Origin of the sequence: Ruegeria sp. HKCCA5426 (genome assembly GCF_013034585.1) — a bacterium.
Taxonomy (GTDB): Bacteria; Pseudomonadota; Alphaproteobacteria; order Rhodobacterales; family Rhodobacteraceae; genus Ruegeria.
Map to the genome: position 1 here is coordinate 182,653 of NZ_WQGH01000002.1, position 19,346 is coordinate 201,998.

Annotated in this window: 16 protein-coding genes; 11 read left to right on the forward strand and 5 right to left on the reverse strand. The window is 58.2% G+C overall.

Annotated features, from left to right (window positions below):
- The first annotated feature begins 30 nt into the window (after positions 1-30).
- The 3 genes from GOV87_RS03445 to mdoH are packed head-to-tail and all read left to right on the forward strand — an operon-like array spanning position 31 to position 4,609.
- The gene (locus tag GOV87_RS03445; protein ID WP_171210846.1) at positions 31-1,248 is read left to right on the forward strand and encodes an OpgC family protein; all 1,218 of its coding nucleotides are present in this window, start codon (positions 31-33) and stop codon (positions 1,246-1,248) included.
- Positions 1,245-2,744, forward strand: a complete 1,500-nt coding sequence (locus tag GOV87_RS03450; RefSeq protein WP_171210847.1) for a glucan biosynthesis protein — start codon at positions 1,245-1,247, stop codon at positions 2,742-2,744. Before GOV87_RS03445 ends, GOV87_RS03450 begins: the two co-directional genes overlap by 4 nt.
- On the forward strand, positions 2,741-4,609 hold the full coding sequence (gene mdoH / locus GOV87_RS03455; RefSeq protein WP_171210848.1) for a glucans biosynthesis glucosyltransferase MdoH: 1,869 nt from the start codon (positions 2,741-2,743) through the stop codon (positions 4,607-4,609). The genes GOV87_RS03450 and mdoH overlap by 4 nt, the downstream gene beginning before the upstream one ends.
- Positions 4,610-4,619: 10 nt before the next feature.
- Here mdoH and GOV87_RS03460 read toward each other — a convergent pair whose 3' ends face one another.
- Positions 4,620-5,435, reverse strand: a complete 816-nt coding sequence (locus tag GOV87_RS03460) for a PHB depolymerase family esterase (protein ID WP_171210849.1) — start codon at positions 5,433-5,435, stop codon at positions 4,620-4,622.
- Between the two features lie 2 nt (positions 5,436-5,437).
- Entirely contained in the window at positions 5,438-5,905 is a 468-nt protein-coding gene (locus GOV87_RS03465) for a rhodanese-like domain-containing protein (RefSeq protein ID WP_171210850.1), read from the reverse strand.
- A gap of 222 nt (positions 5,906-6,127) precedes the next feature.
- Here GOV87_RS03465 and GOV87_RS03470 point away from each other — a divergent pair, with 222 nt between their 5' ends.
- From GOV87_RS03470 to selD, 7 genes are read left to right on the forward strand one after another with little or no spacing between them, the layout of a single operon-like run.
- Positions 6,128-8,998, forward strand: a complete 2,871-nt coding sequence (locus GOV87_RS03470) for a monovalent cation/H+ antiporter subunit A (RefSeq protein ID WP_171210851.1) — start codon at positions 6,128-6,130, stop codon at positions 8,996-8,998.
- Complete coding sequence (locus tag GOV87_RS03475; protein WP_171122017.1) at positions 8,998-9,357, forward strand: Na+/H+ antiporter subunit C; 360 nt, start codon at positions 8,998-9,000, stop codon at positions 9,355-9,357. Before GOV87_RS03470 ends, GOV87_RS03475 begins: the two co-directional genes overlap by 1 nt.
- Positions 9,354-10,898, forward strand: a complete 1,545-nt coding sequence (locus tag GOV87_RS03480; protein ID WP_171210852.1) for a monovalent cation/H+ antiporter subunit D — start codon at positions 9,354-9,356, stop codon at positions 10,896-10,898. Before GOV87_RS03475 ends, GOV87_RS03480 begins: the two co-directional genes overlap by 4 nt.
- Entirely contained in the window at positions 10,895-11,395 is a 501-nt protein-coding gene (locus tag GOV87_RS03485; RefSeq protein ID WP_174834509.1) for a Na+/H+ antiporter subunit E, read from the forward strand. Before GOV87_RS03480 ends, GOV87_RS03485 begins: the two co-directional genes overlap by 4 nt.
- A complete protein-coding gene (locus tag GOV87_RS03490; protein WP_171122015.1) occupies positions 11,392-11,661 on the forward strand; it encodes a K+/H+ antiporter subunit F in 270 nt (89 codons plus the stop codon). The genes GOV87_RS03485 and GOV87_RS03490 overlap by 4 nt, the downstream gene beginning before the upstream one ends.
- Before the next feature lie 7 nt (positions 11,662-11,668).
- Complete coding sequence (locus GOV87_RS03495) at positions 11,669-12,055, forward strand: Na+/H+ antiporter subunit G (RefSeq protein WP_171122014.1); 387 nt, start codon at positions 11,669-11,671, stop codon at positions 12,053-12,055.
- 4 nt (positions 12,056-12,059) lie between these two features.
- A complete protein-coding gene (gene selD, locus GOV87_RS03500) occupies positions 12,060-14,219 on the forward strand; it encodes a selenide, water dikinase SelD (RefSeq protein ID WP_171210853.1) in 2,160 nt (719 codons plus the stop codon).
- Here the strand turns inward: selD and mnmH are convergent.
- A complete protein-coding gene (gene mnmH, locus GOV87_RS03505; RefSeq protein ID WP_171210854.1) occupies positions 14,210-15,262 on the reverse strand; it encodes a tRNA 2-selenouridine(34) synthase MnmH in 1,053 nt (350 codons plus the stop codon). The two genes, selD and mnmH, sit on opposite strands and share 10 nt — an antisense overlap.
- 44 nt (positions 15,263-15,306) lie before the next feature.
- Positions 15,307-15,972 (reverse strand): SOS response-associated peptidase, encoded by a 666-nt coding sequence (locus GOV87_RS03510; protein WP_171210855.1) that lies wholly within the window; start codon positions 15,970-15,972, stop codon positions 15,307-15,309.
- A gap of 54 nt (positions 15,973-16,026) precedes the next feature.
- Between GOV87_RS03510 and GOV87_RS03515 the strand changes: the two genes are divergently transcribed.
- Positions 16,027-17,679, forward strand: coding sequence for a sulfotransferase (locus tag GOV87_RS03515; protein ID WP_171210856.1), 1,653 nt, complete (start codon positions 16,027-16,029; stop codon positions 17,677-17,679).
- 62 nt (positions 17,680-17,741) lie between these two features.
- Here GOV87_RS03515 and GOV87_RS03520 read toward each other — a convergent pair whose 3' ends face one another.
- Positions 17,742-19,325 (reverse strand): bifunctional UDP-sugar hydrolase/5'-nucleotidase, encoded by a 1,584-nt coding sequence (locus GOV87_RS03520; RefSeq protein ID WP_171210857.1) that lies wholly within the window; start codon positions 19,323-19,325, stop codon positions 17,742-17,744.
- Positions 19,326-19,346 lie beyond the last annotated feature (21 nt).

Here is a 19,346-nt window from a genome sequence, read left to right on the forward strand (position 1 = left end):
AACAAAAGACCAAAGAAGGACAGAACACGTATGGCGACAGCATCGCCCGCTTCTGATTTTGCGCCTGTGGCGGCCCAAGCAGCCGCCCCTGCCCGCGTGCGCGACCCGCGCCTGGATTTCTATCGCGGCATCGCGATGTTTATCATCCTGATCGCCCATATCCCAAACGACCCCTGGGCCAAGTGGATTCCCGCGCGGTTCGGGTTCTCGGACGCAACCGAGATTTTTGTGTTCTGCTCGGGCATGGCCTCGGCCATCGCATTTGGCGGTGCTTTCTTGCGCAAAGGCTGGTGGATGGGCACGGCGCGTGTCGCCTTCCGCATCTGGCAGGTATACTGGGCGCATATCTGCCTGTTCTTCTTCGTGGCCATGTCGATGGCTGCACTGGATCAGACCGGGCTTTTCGAGAAAACCTACATCTCGTCCCTGAACCTGCAGCATTTCTTCAATGACCCGGCCCCACAAATGGTAGGGTTGTTCACGCTGACTTACGTGCCGAACTACTTTGACATTCTGCCGATGTATCTGGTGGTTCTGGCCCTTATGCCCGTGTTCATGGGCTTGTATCGGGTTGGATTTTGGGCCGTTGCCGCCACGTCCATAGCGATCTGGCTCATTGCACAGACGGGTGCGCTGGCCCTGCCCGCCGAACCGTGGTCGGAACGGGAGTGGTTTTTCAACCCCTTTGGATGGCAGTTGCTGTTCTTCACTGGCTTTGCCTTCATGAGAGGCTGGATTCCTGCCCCGCCTGTGTCGAAAACGTTGATCTGGGCAGCGGCGCTATTCCTGATCCTGTCAATGCCTTTCGGGTCCTGGAAAGTGTTTATGTGGATCAATGCGGCAGCCCCTGACCTTGCCGACGAAATCCGCAAAGTCTGGCCCGTCACCAAGGAATTCCGCGACAAAACGGAATTCGGCCTCTTCCGTTACATTCACTTCCTGTCGCTAGCCTATCTGGGCTGGGTCGTCGCCGGTGAGCATGGTCACCGCCTGATCGCGACCGGGCACGGAGCTGCCGCGCGGGTCTGGCAGTTCCTGTTGACCGTCATCACCAAAGTTGGGCAGCAGTCACTGGCTGTCTTCGTATTTTCAATGGCAGCAGCACGACTTATCGGCGTCGGACTGGACCTGAGTGGGCGGGATGTTGCCAGCGTGTTTGCCGCAAACATGATTGGCTTTGCCATGATCATCGGCGTCGCTTACACGGCCGCGTGGTTTAAGTCACAACCTTGGAAGTCGAAAAAATGAATTTCACACGTCGTGCATTTCTGGCCTCAACCTCGGCGCTTGCAATCGCCCCGGTGACCTTTGCGGTAGGTGGTGAAGTTCCATTTCAGCGCGAAGACGTGATCGCGCTTGCCCGTGATCTGGCCAGTCGGCCATTTGCGGAACGGGAAATGGTCCCGCAGGAATGGCAGGACCTGACCTATCAGCAATACCGCTCGATCCGGTTCCGTCTAGATCGCGCGCTGTGGTACGAAACCGAAACGCCGTTTAACGTCGATTTCTTCACACCCGGCCTTTACTTCCCCCGCACTGTCAAAGTGGCCACGGTCGAGGATGGCATGGCCACGCAGGTCGCTTTTGACCTGTCGATGTTCGACAAGTCCGAAGACGTGCCACAACTGCCCATCGACGATACGCTGGGCTTTTCTGGCCTGCGCCTGCGGACCGAAATGCACCGCCCCGGCGAGACAGACGAGTTCTGCGTCTGGCAAGGGGCCAGCTATTTTCGCGCCATTGGCCTGCACGAGGTTTACGGCCTGTCCGCGCGCGGACTTGCCCTGAAAACCGGCGACCCGGACGGCGAGGAATTTCCGGAATTCATCCGCTTTTGGCTGGAACGTCCCGAACCCGGCCAGCGCAACATGGTTGTGCACGCCCTGATGGACAGCCCCAGCGTAACCGGTGCTTATCGGTTCAACGTCACCGCCGGTGCGGATTGCGTGATGGATGTCGAAGCTACGCTGTTCCCGCGCGAGGACCTGACTCATGTAGGGATCGCACCGGGCACGTCGATGTTCCTGTTCGATCAAACCAACCACAGCCGCTTTGACGACTTCCGCCCTGCTGTCCATGACAGCGACGGGCTATTGATCCGCAACGGCGCCGGCGAGGTACTGTGGCGGCCATTGGCCAACCCTACCCGTTTGCAGATTTCCTCTTTCGTCGACATGAACCCGCGTGGTTTCGGCCTGATGCAGCGCAAGCGGGAATTCTCGGACTATGCCGATCTTGAAGCCAATTACCACAAACGCCCTAGCCTGTGGGTCGAACCGAATGGCGATTGGGGCAAAGGCACGGTAACGCTGGTGGAAATTCCGGCCGATCAAGAGATTTATGACAATATCGTAGCCTATTGGCGGCCGATGGAGCCATATGCGGCAGGCAGCCAGGTCGACATGTCCTATCGTCTGATCTGGGGCGAAGAACCACAGCGGACCCCAATGCCGCGCGTGATCAACACGGCGATGGGGGACAACACCTTTGGCGACGGACGTCTGGCTGTCATCGACTTTGAGCCAAGCGATCTGTTCGATGATCCCGAGGCGATGACCATCTTCGTAGACTCGCCCCATGCCGAAACCTCGGATGGTGTATTGCAGCGTAACCCCGATACGGGTGGGTTGCGGCTGGCATTCTCGTTCCAACCCGGTGAACGCAACCACGTCGAACTGCGTGCGCAATTGATGAAAGACAAACAACCGGCCTCAGAGGTCTGGCTGTACCGTTGGACCATATGAGCAGCGATTTGCATATCATGCCGCCTGAGACCCCTTTGGCGATGCCAGCGCAGAATTTCCGCGCAGGGTTCCGCGATGCACAAGTCCCGGGCGGCCAGCGTCCTTCGGCTGGCTTCTGGCGTGCGCTTGTGTTCTCGCCCGCAATGGTTGCGACGCTGTGCTTGTTATGGGTGATGGCGGACTGGTTTGCGGCCGAAGGAATCAATCTGGTAGAAGGTATCCTTCTAACCCTGATTTCCTTTAATTTCTTCTGGATCGCTTTCACGGTCTGCACTGTATTGCTGGGCATGGTGTCGCTGTCCCGGCAAGCACCGCCGCAACGGCAAGATCGCGCGCAGCCGCTGCGCGTTGCTCTGCTGATGCCTGTCTATAACGAGGTTCCGTGGAATGTTCTGGGGAATGCCCGGACGATGCTGGAAGACCTGCGCGCGCAAGGTGGTCAGCATCACTATGGCATGTTCATCTTGTCCGACACCCGCGATCCCGAAATTGCCGCGCAGGAACAAGCCAGTATCGAAGCGTTGCGCACCACGCTCGCGCCGGGGTTGGAACTCTATTACCGTCGGCGTGAACAGAACACGGACCGCAAGGTCGGAAACATTGCCGATTGGGTCAGTCGCTGGGGTGCTGATTGGGACGCGATGCTGGTGCTGGACGCAGACAGCCTGATGACGGGCCAGGCAATCCTGCGCCTGACCGACTCGTTGGCGCGCGACCCCGGCGCGGGCCTGATCCAGAGCTATCCTCAATTGATCGGCGCGCAGTCGGTTTTTGCCCGCATGCAGCAATTCGCCAATGGGGTTTACGGTATCGCCTTTGCCGAAGGGCTGGCCCGCTGGTGCGGGCAAGAGGGCAACTATTGGGGTCACAACGCCATTATCCGCACCAAGGCTTTTGCCAATTGTGCGGGTCTGCCAAAACTACGGACGCTCAGCGGTCAGGAAAAGCTGATCATGAGTCACGACTTCGTCGAGGCTGGGCTAATGCGCCGCGCCGGATGGGGCGTGCGGTTCCTGCCGCGCATCCGTGGATCTTACGAAGAAACCCCGCCAACCCTGATTGATCACGCATTACGGGACAGGCGCTGGTGCCAAGGCAACCTGCAGCACCTGAAACTGTTGGACTCTGCCGGGTTTCGGGCCGTATCGCGGTTCCACATGTTCCACGGTGCGGTTGGATACTTGATGTCACCGCTTTGGTTCGCCCTGCTGGTCATGTGGGCGCTTATCGGTCAGGGCGAAGACGCGTCGGTTCTGCATTATTTCAGCCCCGATAACCCTCTGTTCCCGCAGTGGCCTGAAATGTCGGAAACCCGTCACGTCCTGATCATCTTGGTCATGTACGCCATGCTGCTGGCCCCTAAAGTACTTGGCGTTCTGGCCCTGCCCCTAAGCGGCATGCGCTATGCCGAGTTTGGTGGCGGTTCCAAGTTCCTGACCTCGTTTCTGGCCGAGGTGGTCCTGTCCATCCTCTATGCTCCGATCCTTATGGTGCAGCAGATGATCGCCGTTTTCCGTACAGCGTTTGGTGTGCAAAAAGGCTGGTCCCCACAGGCGCGCGATGGCAGCAGCTATGGGTTGCGTACATTGATCCTGTGCCATGCGCTGGAAACCATCAGCGGCGTCGCCCTGAGTGTTGGCATTCTGTCGGGCCTCGTGTCGATCTGGCTGGCTCCAATTGCCATTAGCCTGGCGTTTGCCATTCCGTTATCGGCGCTCAGCGGTGTTTCATCTGCACCCGCGCGCCGTATGGTCGGGATGAAAGAAGATATTCAGGAACCCGCGATCACCAGATCGGCCCGCCGGCACCGGGATGAATTGAAGCGTCTGGTCGAGGGCAAGGGCGTCATGACGCCTGCCGAATAAGGCGCTTTGGTCAGCCCCCCGGCAGGCCTTCATACCAGTCAACCATCATATCGGACCACCCCTTGGGCACATTGTGACCCCCGGGGAAAAGCGCGAATTCCAACGCGCCGCCATCGGCGCAACCACTCCAGTGACGGCGCATGAATTGGCCGGTTGTGGAAAAGCCGGTTGGCTTGGTGTCTGCGCATTCATTGGCTACGCGCCATATTTCCAACCCGGCAAAAATGTCGCCCTGATGAAAGCGGCCTCCGCCAAGGATGCGGCCTTCCAGCGGGACTACATTGTCGGTCCAGCCATGCGTGTGAAACAGGCGCACCGCTCCCTCGCAGCTTTGGGGATGGGGCCGCCAAAACCCGCCGGATACCGGCACATAGGCCGAGAATGTCTCGGGCGCAGCGCATGCCAGATAGTAGACCATGAAGGCCCCGGCCGAAAACCCACCCAGAACTACGCGGTCGGCATCAACACCAAACCGGTCCGAGGCGTCCTGCACCACTTCGGTCAGGAATGCGGTTTCGTCCCTGCCTTCCCATCCGGGGAAAAAATTCCAGCTTTGGCGTCCGTTTCGCTCTGACCCTTCGGGGGCCATGACCGCATAGCCTCGGGCCAGCAGAGGGTCGACCATCCTGCGGTTTTTCAAAGTTCCCGTTGCGGTGCCGCCATAGCCGTGCAGAAAAACCACCAGCGGCGGGTTTTCGGCCTGTGGCAGTTCGATGTGGTACCCACCCGAGGCCGTTTCGCACATCCCGTCCTGATCAGCACAGGCGGCAAGGCCGGTCTGACCCGCAAGCGAAAGGCCAAGTGCCAATGTCACCGTTCGGATCATAGCTATTCCTTTTCGTAGTCAACCAAAGGCAGGCCCGTACGCAGCCAGCCCGGACCCGCAGCGGACCCAAGCATACCTTCGGGAACGTCGATAATGTTCTCAAACCCGGCCTCGCTTAGGCGGTTACTCAGCCGGGCTGACCGGACACCACGCGCGCAGATCAAAGCGATTGCCGTGGTCCTGTCGCCATCGGTCAATTGATCCAACACCTCGACAAAATCCTCCCGGCGCATGTCCAGCGTTGCCGCCCCTTCTCCGACGCCTGTCGCCGACCATTCCCGTGGCGTGCGGATATCAAGCAACAATATCTCACCTGATACAGCCTGTTGGTGCGCGTCCCGAACCCCAAGCTGCCCACCCGCGTAAACAGGAGGGATCAGCCGGTATTCGCGAACCGCCAACCCTGTTGCCACGACGCCGACCGTGCCAAGCACAACCCATCTGCGTGTTCTAGCTGTTTCACCTGCCACGTCGCATACTCCTAAACCGGCAAGACGGGTTTATCACAGTCCCAGTTTCAATTCCGCGCCGAAAATAGACGCGCCAATCAAGATCGCGTCATTTTCCCGCACAAAACTTCGCCCTGAATGCAGGGGTAGGACAAAGTGCAAAACTTGCAATAGCTGGACAGTCGGAAATATTTCCTTACAAAATCAGTACTAATTTTGACCGCCCAGTCCGGAGTATCGCACTTGTCCCTATTCCTCATCGCGGCCCTTCCCTTTCTCGGCGCTGTGTTTCCAGCCCTTCTTATCAGGGCGGGACGAAACGCAGCTGCATCCGCCGCGGGGCTGACCACGTTTCTGGCCTTGATGGGTTTGCTCATCCACATCCCGTCGGTCATGCGGGGGGATGTCGTGACCGCTCGGTTTGATTGGATTCCCAGCCTTGGGCTGAACGCCAATTTCATGCTGGACGGTCTTGGTTTTCTGTTTGCCCTGCTGATCCTGGGCATCGGTCTGCTGATCATTCTCTACGCCCGGTTCTACCTGTCACGCGAAGATCCGATGGGGCAGTTCTACACGTACCTGCTGCTGTTTCAGGGCGCGATGGTCGGTATCGTTTTGTCGGACAACATCCTTCTTCTACTTATTTTCTGGGAACTTACATCGCTGAGCTCATTCTTACTGATCGGCTATTGGAAACACCTTCCCGAAGGGCGCCAAGGGGCCAGAATGGCACTGGCGGTAACGGGGTCAGGCGGGCTCGCCATGATCGCGGGGATGCTGATCCTTGGCAATATCGTCGGCTCCTACGACCTGAGCGTCATTCTTCAGAACAAAGAACTGATCCAGTCGTCGCCGCACTATCTGCCTGCGCTGATCCTGATCCTGTTGGGGTGTTTCACCAAGTCGGCCCAATTCCCGTTTCACTTCTGGTTGCCCCATGCGATGGCTGCACCGACACCGGTTTCGGCTTACCTGCACTCTGCCACAATGGTGAAGGCCGGGCTTTTCCTGATGGCGCGAATGTGGCCGGTTCTGGCCGGAACAGATGCGTGGTTCTATATTGTCGCGACAACAGGGTTGGTCACGATGCTGATCGGTGCCTGCATCGCTCTGTTCAAAGATGACCTGAAGGCGCTGCTGGCGTTTTCAACGGTGTCACATCTGGGGCTGGTGACGATGTTGCTGGGCTTTGGCACCAAGTTCGCAGCCGTCGCAGCCGTGTTCCACATCATCAACCACGCGACCTTCAAGGCCGCGCTATTCATGACCGCAGGCATTGTCGATCACGAGACGGGAACCCGCGACATCAAGCGGCTTGGCGGTCTGCGAAAGCTTATGCCGATAACCTTCACCATCGGAGCGATTGCAGCACTGTCAATGGCAGGGCTACCGCCCCTGAACGGCTTCTTGTCCAAGGAGATGATGCTGGAAGAAACCGTTCACACCACTTGGTTGAACTCACACTACCTGGTGCCGGGTCTTGCTTTGCTGGCGGCGCTGTTTTCTGCCGCATATTCATTCCGCTTCGTCAGCCATGTGTTTCTTGGCCCACAGCGGAGCGATTACCCGGCCCATCCACATGATCCTCCGGTCGGGCTATGGCTGGCCCCGGCTTTCCTTGTGGTGCTTGTTGTGCTGATTGGCCTGTATTCTGCGGCCCTTGTAGGGCCACTGGTCGCCGTTGTATCCAGCGCAGTGATTGGCGGCGAGAAACTGCCCTACTACTCGCTGAAGCTGTGGCACGGCTTTACGCCTGCGCTTTACATGTCCGTTGTTGCAACGCTGGGCGGTCTGTTCCTGCTGGCCCTTCACCGCCGGGGCGAGCAGCTTTGGAACGCCCTTCCCCGCCCCGAGGCCAAAGCGATCTTTGACTATGTCATTGGCGCATTCACGGTGTTCAGCAGGTGGGTCACAGACGCGCTGCATAATGGTGTGATCAGCCGGTACGCCATAATCCTGATCGCCTTCACGCTCGGACTGGGATACTATGCGTATTCGACCGGGTCGCTGGGGGTCGCGACACGCGAAGCCCTGCCTGCGCCACTCATTCCGTTCATCGGTTGGATCTGTCTGGTGGGTGCAACGCTGGCGATTATGTGGTTCCACCGTAACCGGTTGCTGTCGCTGGTCCTGATCGGAGTCGTTGGACTGATCGTTTCAATGGCGTTCAACTACCTCTCGGCTCCGGATTTGGCCTTGACGCAGATCTCGGTCGAAGTGGTGACCATGATCCTTCTGCTGCTGTCGCTGAACTTTCTGCCTACGGATACACCATGGGACAGCAGCGCAACGCGGCGCTGGCGGGACGCGGCTATTTCAGTCGTCGCAGGGCTGGGTACTGGCGCGTTGATCTATGCGCTCATGCTGCGTGACTTTGCGTTTCCAACCATTTCCGAGTTCCACCTTGCCAACTCGTACAAAGGAGGCGGAGGCACCAACGTCGTCAACGTGATTCTGGTCGACTTCCGGGGTTTTGATACCTTTGGTGAAATCATTGTGCTGGGGATTGCTGCCCTGATCATCTTTGCGCTGACAGAATCCGTATTGGGGACGAATGTCCGCAGCTATCTGCTGAAACGCAAACCGCACTGGCCGCAATCGGGTGATTCACACCCTCTCATGATGGTGGTCGTGACGCGCATGATGATGCCAATTGCGTTGATGGTGGGGGCCTATATCTTTTTCCGCGGCCACAACCAGCCCGGAGGCGGCTTTATCGCCGGACTGATCGTCGCCATCGCCTACCTGATGCAATACATGGCCAGCGGATACACTTGGGCCATTGAACGGCAGCGGTTCTATTATCACGGCACAATCGGCTGGGGTGTCCTGATCGCAGCCGCAACGGGTCTGGGTGCGTGGTTCAACGAACGCCCCTTCCTGACCAGCGACTTCGGCTATCTGCACTGGCCACCGCTGGAAGAGTTCGAATGGGCCACGGCGATGCTGTTCGACACAGGCGTTTTCCTGGCGGTTCTGGGCGCCGTCATGCTGGCTTTGGACAGTCTGTCACGGTTTGCCTGGCAGCCCGGAATGGCGCAGGAATTCCCGATGGATATCAACCCGCTGCGGGATAATCCCCCGGAAGAAGAACAAGAAAAGGAGCAAGCCTGATGGAAGCGCTTGTCGCCTCAGCCGTTGGCATCATGACCGCCGCCGGGATTTTCCTGATCCTGCGCCGTAGAACCTTTCCGGTTATTCTGGGCCTGTCCTTGCTGACCTACGCCGTGAATGTATTCCTGTTCGCCACCGGACGGCTGGCGCTGAACGCTCCTGCTGTCCTGAACAAATACGAAGACGTTCCCTATACCGATCCGCTGCCACAGGCGCTGGTTCTGACGGCCATCGTGATCTCGTTCGGGATGACGGCGGTGATCGTCATGATCTCATTGTCGGCGTACCTGTCGTCCAGGGATGACCACATCGACATGACCGCGCAAGACAGCGTGGATGCGCCGGGAGAAGACGCATGAACCACTGGATCGTTGCGCCGGTCGTCCTTCCTGCGATCTTGGCCCCGTTTATTATCATGGTCCTGCGGTATCATCTGGACCTGCAACGCATCTTCTCGGTCGCCGGGGTTGTTGGTCTGCTGGGGATTGCCCTGACGATTACTGCACAGGCGGCGGGAGGCGACATTCAGGTTTATGAACTGGGCGACTGGCCCGCGCCGTTCGGTATTGTTCTGGTTCTGGACCGCCTGTCGGCCATGATGGTACTGCTGACCGCCCTGCTGGCGCTGCCGATTGTGCTGTATGCCGTCGCCTCGGGCTGGGACGACCGGGGCAAACATTTCCATGCCTTGTTCCACTTTCAATTGATGGGTGTGTGCGGCGCATTCCTGACTGGCGACGCCTTCAACCTGTTTGTTTTCTTCGAGGTTCTGCTGATCGCCTCTTACGGCCTGATGACCCATGGCGGCGGGGCGGTGCGTCTGAAGGCAGGCGTGCAATACGTCGCTTATAACCTGCTGGGATCAACCCTGTTCCTGTTCGCACTGGGAACGCTTTATGCTGTGACCGGTACGCTAAACATGGCGGACATGGCTGTACGCGTGGCCGAGCTACCGGCCGACGACACGGCCCTGCTGCGGGTCGGTGCGGTGCTGTTGCTGTTGGTGTTCTGTATCAAGGCCGCGGTATTGCCTCTGCATTTCTGGCTACCCGCCAGCTACGCAAACGCCCCTCTGCCTGTCGCAGCACTGTTTGCCATCATGACCAAGGTCGGGGCCTATTCGATCCTGCGGATGTACACGCTGGGCTTCGGCCCCGAGGTAGAAGCGACGCAAGGACTGGTAGGCGCATGGCTACAACCGGCTGCTCTGGTGACGCTTGCGGTGGGCACGATCGGCATCCTTGGCGCGCAGCATATCGCGCGGATGGTGGCCTTTTGCGCCATCGCGTCTATGGGAACGCTGCTGATTGCCATTTCACTGTTCACGGAAACCGCCACGACCGCCGCGCTGTACTATATCTACCATTCGACCCTAGCGACCGCCCTGCTGTTCCTGGTGGCTGATCTGGTGATGGAACGTCGCGGCGGAGCGATTGCCCCCACGCGCCCAATGCCGCAGAGCGGGTTGATTTCAGCCCTGTTCTTTGTCGGGGCCATCGCGTTGGCAGGGATGCCGCCGCTATCCGGCTTTGTCGGCAAATTGTTGGTTCTGGACGCCGCGCGGGATGCACGGGACGCAAACGCAATCTGGGCCGTAATCCTGATCGGCTCATTCGTCACGATTGTCGGGCTGGCGCGGGCCGGGTCGCTGATCTTTTGGAAAAGTCATGGCGCCCAGCACAACCCAGAAGCGGACCAAGAAAACGAAGACGGGGTTGACGCAGTTCCGGCGCCAGAACCGCAACCCGGTCTTGCCTTCACTGCCGTCTTTACGCTTGTTCTTGGCCTTGTCATGCTGACGCTATTCGCTGGTCCTGCATTGCAATACGCCAGCAGCACGGCCCAGCAGTTGTTTACCCCGGAAGACTATATCTCAGCCGTATTGGGAGGCGAAGAATGATAAGACTCCTGCACCGGATATTTCCGCACCCTCATCTGACGTTTCTTTTGACGGTTGTGTGGGTTCTGCTGGCGAACGAACCTTCGCTGAACTCGTTGGTCTTCGGCCTGATTTTAGGGATCATCATCCCATTCGTCACGCAACCCTACTGGCCGGATCGCCCAAAACTGCGGAATTGGCCCATGGTCGTAGAGTATATTCTGGTCGTACTTTGGGATATCGTCGTGGCCAATGTCACCGTCGCCCGGATCATCCTGTTCAAACGCGATGCAGACCGCCAACCCAATTGGATCAGCGTACCGCTGGAACTTCGCACGCCCGAGGCCATAACCGTTCTGGCCGGCACCATTACAATGACACCGGGCACGGTCAGCAGCGATCTGTCAGCGCAAGGTCATTGCCTTTTGGTTCATTGCCTGGACGCCCCCGACCCCGATGCGGTGCGGGATCAAATCAAGCAGCGCTATGAACGCCGGCTCAAGGAGATTTTCGAATGATCGACTACGCCATCTGGTTTGCCTTTGCGTGCTTCGGAACCGCCATCATGATGTGCCTTTGGCGGATCATCACAGCAGACGGCGTCGGCACCCGTGTGCTGGCGCTGGATACGATGGTGATCAACACCATCGCCCTTCTGATCCTGTATGGCTTATCCCTGGGGACCGAGATCTTTTTCGAATCCGCCATGATCATTGCCATGCTGGGCTTCGTCTCAACCGTGGCTTACGCGCGTTTCATGTTGCGCGGCAATATTATCGAGTGAGGGCGGCATGGCATTCATTTTCGAGTTTTTGATCGCGTTCTTTCTAGTCGTCTCGGGGATTTTCGGGTTCGTGGGCTCTTATGGGATGATCAAACTGAAAGACCCGATGTCGCGCCTTCACGCGCCGACCAAAGCGACCACTCTGGGGGTGGGCGGCGTTCTTGTGGCTTCAATCATCCATTCGGTTTTGATTGAAAATCATCTGTCCCTGCATGAGCTGCTGATCACGCTGTTCTTGTTCCTGACAGCCCCGATCACGGCCCTGTTCATTGCAAAGTGGCACATTCACCGCCATGAAAAACCCGAGAACCTGCCAGACGCGGGCGAGGACGGGCTTTGGGCCACCCACGCCGTCGAACAGGTCGAAGACGTACCGGACCATACGGCGAACTAGCGATATGAATACACCTCCGCTGCCCCTGACCCGCGATCTGGTTCTTATTGGCGGCGGTCACACCCACGCACTGCTGCTGCGGAAATGGGGGATGGACCCGCTGCCGGGCGCTCGGGTCACGGTGATCAACCCCGGCCCGACTGCACCGTATTCGGGCATGCTGCCGGGGTTTGTCGCCGGGCATTATGACAGGCACGAGCTGAATATCGATCTGGTCAAGCTGGCCCGGTTCGCAGGTGCGCGCATCGTTCTAGGGGCCGTGGATGGAATCGACCTGAATGACCGACATGTGCATGTGCCCGGACGCCCTCCGATCACGTTTGACGTGGCTTCGGTCAACGTAGGCATCACCTCGGACATGCCACGACTTGAGGGCTTCGCCGAACACGCGACCCCAGCCAAACCGCTGGGGCCATTTGCAGCCAAATGGGGCGATTTTGTCGACCAAAGCGGCCCTGCTGCGGTGGTCGTTATTGGCGGCGGTATTGCGGGCGTCGAATTGGTCATGGCAATGGCCCATGCCCTGAAGTCCAGAAACCGACCCGCGCAGGTCACGTTGATCGACAATGCCCAAGCCCTGACCGCAACGCAGGTCAAAGCCGCATCGACGATAAGGCGCTCGATGTCCGGCCTTGGCATTGAAGTCATCGAAGGCGCGACCATCACGCGGATTGCAAACGATCATGTGCTGCTTGAGGACGGGCGTCAGATTCCGGCGAACTTTGTAACCGGTGCCGCCGGTGCCCGCGCCCATGAGTGGATCGCGCAGACAGGGCTGGATTTGAAAGACGGCTTTATTCAGGTCGACGGGCACCTTCAATCCAGTGACCCGGCTGTCTTTGCCGCCGGGGATTGCGCGCATCTGACCGAAAGCCCAAGACCCAAGGCAGGCGTCTATGCAGTAAGAGAAGCCCCCATTCTGTTCAACAACTTGCGCGCAGCCCTTGGCGCGGGAAAACTGCGCCGGTATGTCCCGCAAAAGGACTACCTGAAACTGGTGTCTTTGGGCGGAAAGTCCGCGCTGGCCGAACGTCTGGGCACCTCGTTCAGTGGTGCGTTGATGTGGAAATGGAAGGACCACATCGACCAGACATTCATGAACAAATTCCGCAACCTGCCTCAGATGACACAACCTGCGCTGCCCCGCGACCACGCCGCTGGGATGGAAAGCGCGGTCGGTGACAAACCTATGTGCGGGGGGTGCGGCGCAAAGATCGGGAGGGGCGCGTTGCGGGACGCCCTGCGCAACCTGCCCAAACCCGACCGCGCAGATGTGACGCCGTTGCCCAATGACGACGCCGCCCTTCTGCTAACCGGAAACGCACGGCAGGTCATGACATCGGATCACCTTCGCGGTTTCACACTCGACCCGGTCCTGATGACTCGGATCGCCGCCGTGCACGCCCTTGGTGATATCTGGGCGATGGGAACTGCACCGCAAGCTGCAACGGCCACAATCATTTTGCCCCGGATGTCCCCGGACTTGCAGCACCGCACGATGGTCGAGGTCATGACGACGGCTAACGACGTTATCCGTTCAGCCGGAGCTGAAATTGTAGGTGGCCACAGTTCCATGGGGGACGAATTGACCATCGGCTTCACCTTGACCGGCCTGTGTGAGCGCGACCCGATCACGCTTGCCGGTGCACGCCCCGGTGATGCCCTGATCCTGACCAAACCATTGGGCAGCGGTATCCTGATGGCCGCTGAAATGGCTGGCGCGGCGGACGGAGCGTGGGTCTCAAAGGCATTTCAACAGATGGTCCAGCCGCAGGATGCAGCTTCGCGCATTCTGGCCGACGCCCATGCCATGACGGACGTAACCGGGTTTGGCCTCGCAGGGCATCTTTTGGGTATCTGCGAAGCTTCAGGCTGCGGGGCGACCCTTGATCCCGATGCAATACCGATCATGACCGGCGCACTTGAACTGAGCGAAGGCGGCGTCAGATCCACGCTGTTCAATGACAATCGCGCGCTGGCGCCCGAATTGCCCTCCGGCGGCAAGATCGACCTGCTGTTCGACCCGCAAACCGCCGGGGGCTTATTGGCTGCCGTTTCCCCGGATCACGCTCATCAAACCTGTACGACGCTACGTGAGGCGGGATACCCCGCAGTTTTTATTGGCCAAATGACCGACACACCCGGCCTGCGCCTTCAAAGCTGATCCAAAACCTGTTGGACCTGTGCCGCCGCACTGTCCAATCCCGCGTCGTCCAACCTAGGAACATCGACATGGGCGATGACCGGCGCTTTGCGCGCCCGGCTGGGCTTGGCATAAGCCGGGTCATAGTGCTGCTCCATCAAGGCTCGGGTCAGAGCCTTCTTGTCGCCTGCGTCGATCAACGACAACCACCCATCCACAATATCGTGGCCCCGGTGAAACCGGAGCGGAGACAGCCGATCCCGCAACCGGTCACTATCTGACAACACGTCGTCATAGGCCGACACCAGATAGGCCGAGCGTGCCTCAATCGGGGCAGCGATCTGAATACGGGGCGCGTTTCGAAGCGCGGACCAGATGGTTGGAGGCAAGATCAACGATCCGATTTTCGAAGACTCCGCTTCCACCACCACCGGACGGGCGGGATCCAGCAGGCACAAACTGGCTGCCAACGCGGATTCGAAGGCCTTCTGGCTGGGCTGTCCTCCGGGCATTTCACCCAGCAATGACCCCCGGTGATTTGCCAGCCCTTCAAGATCAAGCACCTGAACGCCACACGCGTCGAGCTTGGCCAGCAATTCGGTCTTTGCGGTACCCGTATACCCGTCCAGCGCAATCAATCGGTGGGGCAACGGGTCATCATACAGGTAATGGTTCACCAACCTGCGATAGGTGCGATAACCGCCCTCGACAACTTCGGCTCGCCAGCCGATTTGCTGCAGCATCCAGGTGAAGGACCCTGACCTCTGCCCGCCGCGCCAGCAATAAACCAAGGGCTTCCACCCTCCTACGTGGTGGGACAGGCTGCGTTCGATATGATTAGCCGCGTTCCGAAACACCAATGCCGCGCCCAGCTTTCGCGCCAGAAAGGGGCTTTGCTGAACGTATATCGTGCCGACCCTTGCGCGTTCTTCATTGTCCAACACCGGCAGGTTTATTGCACCGGGCAAATGATCTTCGGCAAATTCCGCAGGGCTGCGCACGTCGATCACCGTGTCAAATCCATGCGCATAGAGTTCGGGCAGGTTGGAAAATTTCAGAACCATGTCAGCGGTCTAACCCGCCCTGCCCGGTTTGGAAAGAACAGCGATCACGCATCGACAGGCTCAATAAGGTCAGGACCAGATGCCCGGTTGGAATTCACCACCGGATCCACCCGGTGAAAACTAAGAACACCTTCGGCCCCCGGTTGCATCAATCGCGCGGCCCCTTTTCCAGTTTCACCCAACCACAAGGGCCAGTTGTTTTGCTCAAGTATCAGGGGCATTCGGTGATGGATCGCGCTCAGGTGTTTGTTGGCAGGGGTTGTGACGATTGCGCAGGTCCCTTGCCGCGCGCCCTCGCCCCCCCAATCTTGCCAGACTCCAGCAAAGGCAATGGGCGCGCCATCATTACGTTGAATGTACCAAGGCAGCCGATCACCCTGGTCCGTCTTGGTCCATTCGTAAAACCCGGTGGCCACGATCAGGCACCGCCGCTCGCGGCAAGCTGCACGAAAGGCGGGCTTCTCGGCCAATGTTTCTGCCCGCGCGTTGATCAGCAAGGGACCCGCGGTTTCCGTCTTGTACCAATGCGGCAGAAACCCCCATCGCAGAGGGTCCAGCGTGCGGCCGGTTTCTCCGGCCCGTACCACATGCACCTGATTTGTCGGGCAAACATTAAAGTTGGGCACGGCAGGCAACGTATTAGCAGGCCGAGCTGCAAAAAGCTGCGCCATAGCGTCGTTGGGAAGAGTTATTGCAAACCGTCCGCACATGGGTAATGAACCATCAACAGTATTTCCTACAGGCACAGGTTCTCACGGGGTCATATGCAAAATCAAACAGCAAGTTCCCTGAAAAGTAAGGCGCTGTCGGCCCTGGACGCAGGCAAGCTGCAGCAAGCATTGAAAAAAGCACAGTTGGGCCTCAAGAAGTTCCCAAAAGACACGGATTTTCACGCCATTTCCGGCTTTGTCCTGACCGAGATGAAGCAGTATCGAAAGTCGATACCACATTTCGTCGAAGCCTCGCGGATGAAACCGGACGATCCGCAATTTGTCGAAAACCTTGCCAACGCGCTAATGCAAACCGGTCAAATTCCCAAGGCGCTGGAATTTGCTGAACAAAAGCTTGAGAAGTTCCCCAACAACAAGGAACTGACCCGCGTCATCGACGAAATCCAGCAAAAGGGCAGCAACTGGCGTCTGATCATCGACTATACTTCCAGAAAGCTGGCCTCGGACCCGGATAACCCCGGTCTTTTGTCGACGCGTGCACGGGCCTATGGGCGCATATCGTTTGTCGAAGACAGCGCGCGCGACATTACCCGGGCTTATGCGCTGGACCCTGAAAATCACAATGTTGCGTTTCAGATGGCCGTTAACCTGCATCAAAGCGGCGACAAGGTGGGGTCGAAGGAAATTATGCAGCGGATTCTGACCGAAGAGCCCGGGCATGTGGCGACGCTGTTCCAACTTTCAACCATGGCGAACGCGGAAACCGCGCCAGACCTGATGCCAGCGGTTGAAGCCGCCCGCAAATCAAATGAGCATGAACTTTCAGAGTTGGAATTCGCCAAGGCCGAGCTGATCTCAAAGACCGAAGGGGTGGGCGCCGCGCTTCCTCAATTTGCGCGGGCCAATGCAGTCCAGCATGAAGCAAACCCGTATGATTTCCAGGCAGAAGAAGAAAAGCTGACGCAGATCACGGACCTGTTCCCCATTGGGGTCGATCCGGTCATGGCTGACCTTTCGGAATCCCCCAAACCCATTTTCGTTCTGGGCCAGCCCCGCTCCGGCACCACGTTGATGGAAATGATGCTGAGTTCTGACCCCGAAATCGCGGGGTGCGGAGAGCTTACGATTACCGGCGACCTGTCTCAGGCCCATTTGAAAACCGGTAAACGGTTCGGCGAAAAAGAGGCGGCGGAATTTGCACGGGAATTCCGCAAGTTGATGCCTCCAATCCCCCACGACTCCGCCGCGTTTGTCGATAAGATGCCGCACAACTTTCAGCGCGCGGGTTTCCTTCTGTCGGCCTTCCCCAATGCCAAAGTCATCAACATGCTGCGCGATCCGCGCGACGTTGGTCTGTCCAAATGGATCAGAAGGTTCCCTGCTGGCGGGATGCGCTATGCCTCAAACCTTGAAGCAATTGCCCACACAGCGAACCTGTACCGTCGCTATATGACGCATTGGACCGCTGTGTTTGGCGACAGAATTCTGACAGTTCCTTACGAAAAGCTGGTCGCCGACCCCAAGACGTACAGCCAACAGGTTACCGAATTCTGTGACATCAAATGGTCCGAAACCATGATGCACCCGGAAAAGAACACCAAACAGGTCAGAACGGCCAGTATCGACCAAGTGCGCAAGAAAATCTCGACCAAGTCCATTGGCGGTTGGCGCGACGTTTCAGAGCATCTTCAACCGATGCTGCAAGGGTTCGATCCAGAGCTTTGGCCGGAATACGATTTCAGCTAACGGGTCCGAAACAAAAAGGCCGCATCGACTGATGCGGCCTAAATTTTGTTTTCTAAGTCGCGTTACTTCTGCTTGATACGACCATCCAGATACGGCGTGTAAGGCGCGTTTTCTGCAAGGTATTCCGCCGTCACATCAGCCAGATCCGGGCCAAAGTCGTAAGCGTTCTTGTCGTCACCTTCGAACATGCTGTACCCGTCTCCGCCATTGCGGACATAGTTGTTCGTGACAACCAAATAGGTCGCGGCGGGATCAATCGGCTTAAATCCGTCGCCATCGACCACCATGACTTCGGTGATGCGGCCTTCGTTCGGTGCCACTGACGGGTCCCATGTGAAGGTCATGCCCGCCACCTGAGGGAAGCGGCCCTTGACCTCTTCGACTTGGCTGACGCCGTTTTCCAAAGCATCAATCACGCCCTGGCCGCTGATCTCAAAGGTCGAAAGCGTGTTCTGGAACGGCAGAACCGTCAACACTTCGCCCATGGTCACATCGCCCGAGTCGATTGAGGCCCGTAGACCACCCGAATTGGCAATCGCGATTTGAGCGCCCTGATCCGCGACCCGCGCCAACATCGCGTCGGCGACAAGGTTGCCCATTTGGCATTCCTGAACGCGGCAAACATCGCGGTTTCCTTCAATCGCTTCAGCGGAACTGGCGACCACACGCTGTTTCATTTCCTCGATCGGGGCGCCCATCTCGGCAACACGCGCGGCGATATCGGGGTCCGGAGTTACCGAGGCATCCAGCAGGATTGGCTCACCTTCTGCAGATACAAGGTTTCCGTCATCATCAAAGGTCAGCGTAACCTCGCCGAGATACTTGGAATAGGCATAGGCCTGAACGACCGGAACGTCGCCGACCATCACGGGATAAGACCCAGCCGCGCCCTCTTGCGTGTTGGACAAAAGCGTATGGGAGTGCCCGCCCACGACTAGATCCAGCCCCGGAACTTTTTCGGCAATCTCGATATCCTTGGCCAAACCCACATGGGTCAGGGCGATGACGATATTCACACCCTCGGCCTTCAGCGCCTCGACATCGGCGGTCAGGCTTTCGATTTCGTCCTGAAACACGACGTCCTTGCCGGGGCTTGAGGTTTCCACCGTGTCCGTCGCCAGTGCTGAGACGATCCCGATCTTCTGGCCGCCCAGTTCAAGGACAACATGCCCATCAACGCGATCTTTCAGCTCCGCTGAAGACGACAGGTCCAGATTTCCCGAGATTACGGGAAAACTGACAACGTCAACAAATGCAGCCAGACCTTCGGGGCCGTCGTCAAATTCGTGGTTTCCAACCGCCATGACATCATAGCCGATTGCTTCCATGAACTCAGCTTCCGCAGCGCCCTTATAGGTCGTATAGAACAGCGAACCTTGGAAGGGGTCACCGGCATCAAGCAAAAGATAGTTTTCGCCGCTCAGCGCATCGCGACGGGCGTCCACGATCGTTTTCAACCGCGCAACGCCGCCAAAGCATTTGCCTTCTGCTTCATCCTCGGCATCGCAAGTTGAATCATATTTGTTGATGGACTCGATACGGCTGTGGATGTCGTTGGTGTGCAGGATCGTCAGCTTGTATTCGGCCAACGCCATGCCTGCGGTCAGGCCCAAAACAGCGGCCGAAGCCAGGAAACGGGTCAACATATTGAAACTCCCTATTGTTAT

Coding starts and splice junctions, on each gene's coding strand:
- GOV87_RS03445 (WP_171210846.1), top strand. CDS start 31: ATGGCGACAGCATCGCCCGCTTCTGATTTTGCGCCTGTGGCGGCCCAA.
- GOV87_RS03450 (WP_171210847.1), top strand. CDS start 1,245: ATGAATTTCACACGTCGTGCATTTCTGGCCTCAACCTCGGCGCTTGCA.
- mdoH (WP_171210848.1), top strand. CDS start 2,741: ATGAGCAGCGATTTGCATATCATGCCGCCTGAGACCCCTTTGGCGATG.
- GOV87_RS03460 (WP_171210849.1), bottom strand. CDS start 5,435: ATGATCCGAACGGTGACATTGGCACTTGGCCTTTCGCTTGCGGGTCAG.
- GOV87_RS03475 (WP_171122017.1), top strand. CDS start 8,998: ATGGAAGCGCTTGTCGCCTCAGCCGTTGGCATCATGACCGCCGCCGGG.
- GOV87_RS03480 (WP_171210852.1), top strand. CDS start 9,354: ATGAACCACTGGATCGTTGCGCCGGTCGTCCTTCCTGCGATCTTGGCC.
- GOV87_RS03485 (WP_174834509.1), top strand. CDS start 10,895: ATGATAAGACTCCTGCACCGGATATTTCCGCACCCTCATCTGACGTTT.
- GOV87_RS03490 (WP_171122015.1), top strand. CDS start 11,392: ATGATCGACTACGCCATCTGGTTTGCCTTTGCGTGCTTCGGAACCGCC.
- GOV87_RS03495 (WP_171122014.1), top strand. CDS start 11,669: ATGGCATTCATTTTCGAGTTTTTGATCGCGTTCTTTCTAGTCGTCTCG.
- selD (WP_171210853.1), top strand. CDS start 12,060: ATGAATACACCTCCGCTGCCCCTGACCCGCGATCTGGTTCTTATTGGC.
- mnmH (WP_171210854.1), bottom strand. CDS start 15,262: ATGGTTCTGAAATTTTCCAACCTGCCCGAACTCTATGCGCATGGATTT.
- GOV87_RS03510 (WP_171210855.1), bottom strand. CDS start 15,972: ATGTGCGGACGGTTTGCAATAACTCTTCCCAACGACGCTATGGCGCAG.
- GOV87_RS03515 (WP_171210856.1), top strand. CDS start 16,027: ATGCAAAATCAAACAGCAAGTTCCCTGAAAAGTAAGGCGCTGTCGGCC.
- GOV87_RS03520 (WP_171210857.1), bottom strand. CDS start 19,325: ATGTTGACCCGTTTCCTGGCTTCGGCCGCTGTTTTGGGCCTGACCGCA.